This is a genomic window from Serratia sp. (in: enterobacteria) (assembly GCF_046715635.1).
Classification (GTDB): Bacteria; Pseudomonadota; Gammaproteobacteria; order Enterobacterales; family Enterobacteriaceae; genus Chania.
The window spans coordinates 1-6,627 of record NZ_JBKJYW010000124.1 but is presented as its reverse complement, the minus strand read 5'-3'; the positions used below and the strand labels follow the sequence as shown (position 1 = coordinate 6,627).

At 55.4% G+C, this 6,627-nt stretch carries 6 protein-coding genes; 2 read left to right on the top strand and 4 right to left on the bottom strand.

The window, feature by feature from the left end:
- The 4 genes from ACLQ7H_RS05995 to ACLQ7H_RS05980 form a co-directional block, all read right to left on the bottom strand.
- On the bottom strand, positions 1-1,538 hold a 1,538-nt coding region (locus ACLQ7H_RS05995), incomplete at its 3' end, for a DNA topoisomerase III (RefSeq protein WP_411751882.1).
- A complete protein-coding gene (gene mnmH, locus ACLQ7H_RS05990; RefSeq protein ID WP_411751881.1) occupies positions 1,538-2,653 on the bottom strand; it encodes a tRNA 2-selenouridine(34) synthase MnmH in 1,116 nt (371 codons plus the stop codon). The genes mnmH and ACLQ7H_RS05995, both read right to left, overlap by 1 nt.
- A complete protein-coding gene (gene selD, locus ACLQ7H_RS05985; RefSeq protein WP_411751880.1) occupies positions 2,653-3,696 on the bottom strand; it encodes a selenide, water dikinase SelD in 1,044 nt (347 codons plus the stop codon). Before selD ends, mnmH begins: the two co-directional genes overlap by 1 nt.
- A gap of 172 nt (positions 3,697-3,868) precedes the next feature.
- Positions 3,869-4,420, bottom strand: a complete 552-nt coding sequence (locus ACLQ7H_RS05980; protein WP_411751883.1) for an NAD(P)H nitroreductase — start codon at positions 4,418-4,420, stop codon at positions 3,869-3,871.
- Positions 4,421-4,613: 193 nt separating this feature from the next.
- On the opposite strand from ACLQ7H_RS05980, the gene sppA reads away from it, so the two are divergent.
- Together sppA and ACLQ7H_RS05970 are read left to right on the top strand one after the other, a co-directional pair.
- On the top strand, positions 4,614-6,467 hold the full coding sequence (gene sppA, locus ACLQ7H_RS05975) for a signal peptide peptidase SppA (protein WP_411751879.1): 1,854 nt from the start codon (positions 4,614-4,616) through the stop codon (positions 6,465-6,467).
- 92 nt (positions 6,468-6,559) lie between these two features.
- On the top strand, positions 6,560-6,627 hold a 68-nt coding region (locus ACLQ7H_RS05970; RefSeq protein ID WP_248836261.1), incomplete at its 3' end, for a hypothetical protein.

Here is a 6,627-nt window from a genome sequence, read left to right as displayed (position 1 = left end):
TTTAGCGCTTTATCCTGCACGAAACGCGCAATCCCGGTCATGGCAGACAACAGGCTGGCATCGGTAAAGGGCCGCGGCGGTTGAGTCTGGCGTTCAACCACTTCACCACGCTCGCACAACAACTCATCGTCTTTGGCGACTACGGGAAGTGGTGCGCCTTCGTTTTCCTCATCACGTTCTTTGCTGCCCAGCAGGGTACGCCAGCCAGCTTCGGCCAGGAAACGCGCCTTGGCGATAAACTTGCCGCCGGCGATATCCAACTCGATAACGCACTTGCGGAACATCGCATCCGGGCAGAACTGCATCAGATACTGCCGAGCCACCAAACCGTAAACGTTCAGTTCATCCTGACTCAGGCTGGCCTTGCTGGCACGCGCCGTGGGGATAATGGCGTGGTGCGCATCGACCTTTTTATCGTCCCAACAGCGGTTACGGCGCTCACTATCGATAATCGGCTGTGGATAGAGATCCGGCTGATGTACGCTGATGGCATTTAATACGGCATGACGCCCGGCAAAGTGTTCCTCCGGCAGATAACGGCAGTCAGAACGCGGGTAAGTGATCAGCTTGTGGGTTTCATACAGCCGTTGGCAAACGTCCAGCACCTGCTGGGCACTGAGGTTAAAGCGTTTCGACGCCTCAATCTGCAGCGTGGAAAGGGAAAACGGCAGCGGAGCGGTATCTGATTCCCGTTTATCATTATACGAGGTGACCAGCGCCGGTGCGCCTTCGATGCGTTTAACCACGTGTTCGGCCAACGGCCGGTGCAGTAAACGCCCCTCCTCATCCTGGTAAGGTTCGCAGGATTCACTCGGCTGCCATAGGGCGACAAAGCGCTCTTCCTTAGGCGTGACGATATGCGCTTTCACCTCAAAAAAGTCTTTCGAGACGAAGTTTTCAATCTCTTCATCGCGCCGCACCACCAGTCCCAACACCGGCGTCTGTACCCGCCCCACCGACAACACGCCGTCGTAGCCCGCGTTACGCCCTAGCAGCGTATAAGCCCGGGTCATGTTGATGCCGTAAAGCCAGTCGGCACGCGCACGCGCCAACGCGGAAACGCACAGCGGGATAAAGTCACGGTTATCACGCAGACGCTGTACCGCACGCTCCACCGCCTGCGGGTTGAGATCGTTAATCAGGCAACGCCGCACGTTCTGGCGCTTTTCCTGGGTCAGTGCCAGATAATCCAGCACCTCATCCACCAGCAGCTGCCCTTCCCGATCCGGGTCACCCGCGTGGATCACTTCGTCGGCCTCTGCCAGCAGCTTTTTGATCGCGTTCAGCTGCTTGCTGACCGAAGGTCGCGGTTGCAACAGCCACTTCTGCGGGATTATCGGTAAGTCGGCCAACGACCAGCGCGCGTAACGGCTGTCGTAAGCATCCGGCTGGGCCTGTTCTAACAGGTGCCCAACGCACCAGGTCACCACATCGTTGCTGCCACAGGCAATAAAGCCGTCACCCCGACGATGGGGCTTGGGTAAGACATCAGCAATGGCGCGGGCCAAACTCGGTTTTTCGGCTATAAACAGTCGCATTATTCACCGTTATGCTGGCTATACGTCATCAGGAACTCTCTGACTTGCGCGTAATTACCGCGAAAGATCACACGTTGGGTTTTCTTCTCTAATTGGTAGCGATACATCGGGTCGTAATAATGTTGCAACAGCGGCACCAGCCATTGCTGATGCGCTTCGCTTTGGCCACTGAGCCGTTGCACTTGCAGCGCCGACTCCAGGCGCAGCGTCAACTGCTGGAACAGTTCCAGCCCCAGGCGGCGGCGAATGGCAAACAGGCCATGATGCAGATATTCATCATATTGCCGCCAACCTTCTTGCTCGCCATAGGCCTGTTCAAAGGCCACACGCATCCGATCGATGTACTCATCTTGCAACCGTGCCACGCGCACATCGAACGGATCGTCAATCACTACCAGGGCAGCCTGCTGCATACCGTTGAACAAGCTTAAAGGCAGATTGGTAGAACCGATAATCCGGCTTTCATCTTCCAACACCCAATGGCGGCAACCAGCATGCTGTTTTTTCAGCATACGTATGGCCAGCTGATTTTCGAAATCGATCTGGGTAGGCTGTTTCACCAGCGTGCGGCCAAATGAGGAGCCGCGATGATGGGCGACGCCTTCCAGATCGATCCCGGCCGCCAACTCATTAATCAGCAGCGTTTTGCCGCAGCCGGTGTTACCACCAACGATCAGCATAGGCAACGCAGCGGCGGCCTCAAGCGTGCCGAGCAGATAATTGCGCAACGCCTTATAGCCACCCACCACGCGCGGATAATCAACGCCAGCCTCGCGCAGCCATTGCTGAACCAATTGCGAACGTAGACCACCGCGGAAACAGTAGATATAACCTTCTGGCTGCCGGGCACACTGTTCGATCCAGGCCTGCGTGCGCTGCTCCCGCAGTTTGCCATTGACCAAGCTGTGCCCAAGGGCGATCGCAGCTTGTTGACCATGCTGCTTGTAGCAGGTTCCCACCGCCTGACGTTCACTGTCGTTCATCAGCGGCAGGTTAACTGAACAGGGAAATGCCCCCTGCGAAAACTCAATCGGCGCGCGCACGTCGATCAACGGCACATCCTGCAGAAAAAGACGCTGGTAGTCCTGTGTATCCTGGCAAGTCACCGTTGACACTAGACAACCTCAATCAGCGGTTTGCCCGCCTGTGCGGCTTGCAATTCACCAATCGCGTTCAGCGTGATGCCATGACGGGCCGCTATCGCCTGCACTTCGGCTTCGGCTTCTGGCAATACCGCCAGCAGCAAACCGCCGGAGGTTTGCGGATCGCACAGCAATTGACGTTGCAGATCGTTCATGGCACCAACCAAGTGACCATAGCTTTCAAAGTTACGCCCGGTACCGCCCGGCACGCAGCCTTCGCTGATATAACGTTCGACATCCGGCAGTTTCGGCACACATTCGAACCATACGGTTGCCTGAAGATCGGAGCCTTGGCACATCTCGCTAAGGTGGCCAAGCAGGCCAAAGCCGGTGACATCAGTCATCGCCGTTACGCCAGCAACTTCGGCAAAATCCGCGCCTGGCTTATTCAACTGGCACATGACCTGCGTGGCTAAGCCTTGGTGCTCCGCCAGCAGTTTGCTTTTTTTCTCTGCAGTGGTCAGTACGCCAATGCCCAGCGGTTTGGTCAGAAATAGCTTGGTGCCCGCCTGTGCCGCACTGTTTTTCTTCACCAGTTCAGTTCTGACGATACCGGTTACCGCCAAACCAAAAATCGGCTCAGGAGCATCGATGGAATGGCCACCCGCCAAGGCAATACCCGCCTGCTGGCAAGCGTAGCGGCCACCGTCAATCACCTGCTGGGCAACTTCTGCGGGCAGTTTGGCAATCGGCCAGCCAAGAATGGCAATCGCCATGATTGGCTTACCGCCCATGGCATACACGTCGCTGATGGCGTTGGCTGCCGCAATACGGCCAAAATCAAACGGATCGTCGACGATCGGCATAAAGAAATCGGTGGTGCTGATAATGCCTACGCCGTTACCGATGTCATACACCGCGGCATCATCACGCGTTTCATTACCCACCAGCAAATGGGGATCGATAAACTTTTCCTGCTCGCTATGCAGTATCGTTTCAAGCACTTTGGGTGAGATTTTACAGCCGCAGCCAGCGCCATGGCTGTACTGGGTCAAACGAATGGCCGGCGATGTCATAGTCCACTCCCTCTGGGTAACAAACGAACGTAAGGATATCACAATGGGATATAGGGTAGCGCTTGCGGAGGGGATTGATAAGAGCAGGTTGGCATTATGCGTGCGACCTGCTCAGAAACAGTACAAAACTGCGGGTTATCGCGCATTCCAGGGCGAATTCCCGCATGGCGGATCAGAAGTAGCGGACGAAAGGCGTACTGTCCGGAGCGATCACTTTAGTGGAAGCTTTTAACTGTGGCGTGCCTAGATAGAGGAAACCGACGATCTCGTCCTGCTCGCGGCAGGCGAAGGCTTCACGCACCAACGGATGCTCTGTCCAGGCGCCACTGCGCCAGATGCCATTAAAGCCCTGCGCCAAAGCGGCCATTTGCATCGCTTGCACTGCGCAACCGGCAGAAACAACCTGCTCCCAACGCGGCACTTTCGGATTTTCAGTGCAATGGGCAACCACCGTGATAATCAGTGGCGCGCGAAAAGGTGCCTGTTTGGCCTTCTCCACCGCGCTGTCATCCAGCTCATCGTGCCTGGCGGCCGCTTGCAGTAGTTCACTAAAACGTTCCAGACCCTGATCTTCGATCAGCACAAAACGCCACGGTTGCAATGCCCCATGATCCGGCGCGCGCAGACCCGCGTTGATGATATTCTGACGCACTTCACCTGCGGGTGCCGGGGCAGTCAAGCGTGACGCAGAACGGCGATTAAGTAAAAGATCCAGTGCATCCATCATTAACTCCTGATAACAATTTTCATTTAAATCACGTTAACATAGCTCAACATAGAGTTACAGCCTCTGTAATACTGTCTATAAACGTTGCCTTTCAAGCTGCAAAGGGACAAATAGCAGGTGATTTAAAGCTGACTTTTCTTCGGCCGCTCATTAGGATAGCGGAACATTCTAGACTCTTGTTGGAGAGCACATGCGCACATTGGGGCGAATTATTGCAGGCATTTTCAGATGGACATGGCGTCTGCTGAATTTTGTCAGGGAACTTATCCTGAACTTGTTCCTGATTTTCTTGATCCTGGTCGGGGTCGGTATTTATCTTTCACTCCAAGGCAATTCTTCGGTAGAAACACCAAAAGGCGCACTGCTGGTCGATCTCAGCGGCGTGGTGGTCGATCAACCTTCGGTGAACAACCGCGTTCGCCAGTGGGGCCGTGAACTGCTGGGGGCTTCCAGCAATCGTCTACAGGAAAACTCGCTGTTTGACCTGGTGGAGACCATTCGCAAGGCCAAAGATGATAAAAACATCACCGGTATGGTGTTGCAGCTGAATGATTTTGCCGGGGCGGATCAGCCTTCCCTGCAATACATCGGTAAGGCGCTGCGTGAATTCCGCGACAGCGGTAAACCGATCTATGCCATCGGCGACAGCTATAACCAGACGCAATACTACCTGGCCAGCTATGCCAACAAGATCTATCTGTCACCTCAGGGTGCCGTCGATCTGCATGGTTTCGCCACCAACAACCTTTACTACAAATCCCTGTTGGAGAAGCTGAAGGTCACCACCAATATTTTCCGCGTGGGCACCTATAAATCTGCCGTAGAACCGCTGATCCGTGATGATATGTCACCGGCAGCGCGTGAAGCCGATAGCCGCTGGGTCGGCGGGCTGTGGCAAAACTATCTGGATACGGTGGCGGCTAACCGTCAACTCACGCCAGATCAGTTGTTCCCAGGCGCAGCAGATATTCTCAGTGGCTTAAAGGCAGCGGGTGGGGATACCGCACAGTTCGCCCTGAACAGCAAACTGGTCGATGAACTGGCCTCTCGCACTGCGATAGAAACACAGTTGGTGAAAACCTTCGGTTGGGATAAGCAGAACAATGACTTCAATGCGGTCAGCATCTACGATTACCAGCCGCAACCGTCACCGGATCAGGGCGGTGAGATTGCCGTTATCTTTGTCAATGGCGCGATCATGGATGGCCAACAGACGCCTGGATCGGTCGGTGGCGATACCACGGCCTCACAACTGCGTCAGGCTCGTCTGGATCCGAAAATCAAAGCCGTCATCCTGCGCGTCAATAGCCCTGGCGGTAGCGTCAGCGCCTCAGAAGTGATCCGCTCCGAACTGGCAGCCGTTCGTGCCGCAGGTAAACCGGTGGTGGTTTCCATGGGCGGTATGGCCGCTTCTGGCGGTTACTGGGTATCGACCCCGGCAGATTACATTGTTGCCAGCCCGAGCACCCTCACCGGCTCCATCGGTATCTTCGGCGTGATCAACACCTATGAAAACACGCTGGACAGCGTTGGTGTGCATACCGATGGCGTCGCTACTTCGCCACTGGCCGATCTGGCGGTGACTAAAGCCCTGCCGCCGGAGTTCTCACAGATGATGCAGTTGAACATCGAGAACGGTTACAAGAACTTCATCAACCTGGTGGCAACCGCCCGGAAAATGACGCCGGAGCAGGTCGATCAAATTGCTCAGGGCCATGTCTGGATCGGTAGCGACGCCAAGAAAAATGGCCTGATCGACCAACTGGGTGACTTTGACGACGCCGTGAAGAAAGCGGCAGAGTTGGCCAAGCTGCCACAGTGGCAACTCAACTGGTTTATCGATGCCCCTAGCATGACGGATATGCTGCTCAGCCAGTTTGGCGTTTCGATCCACGCCATGCTGCCTGCGGCGATCCAGTCAATGCTGCCAGCCCCGTTGGCATCGGTGGCGCTGGCGGTGAAAGAACAACCTGGCCTGTTTAATAACCTGAACGATCCGCAGCATCGTTATGCCATATGCCTGACTTGCGGAGAGGTCCGTTAACAAATAAATCTCTAGCCCGGCACCCGCCGGGCTTTTTTTCTGCTGCTGTCTCCCTATAATTCAGCCTATCTGACAGCCACAAGATCGAAGCCATGCAAAAGAAATCCATTTACGTCGCCTATACCGGTGGCACTATCGGTATGCAGCGTTCCGAACAGGG

Coding starts and splice junctions, on each gene's coding strand:
- selD (WP_411751880.1), bottom strand. CDS start 3,696: ATGACATCGCCGGCCATTCGTTTGACCCAGTACAGCCATGGCGCTGGC.
- ACLQ7H_RS05980 (WP_411751883.1), bottom strand. CDS start 4,420: ATGGATGCACTGGATCTTTTACTTAATCGCCGTTCTGCGTCACGCTTG.
- sppA (WP_411751879.1), top strand. CDS start 4,614: ATGCGCACATTGGGGCGAATTATTGCAGGCATTTTCAGATGGACATGG.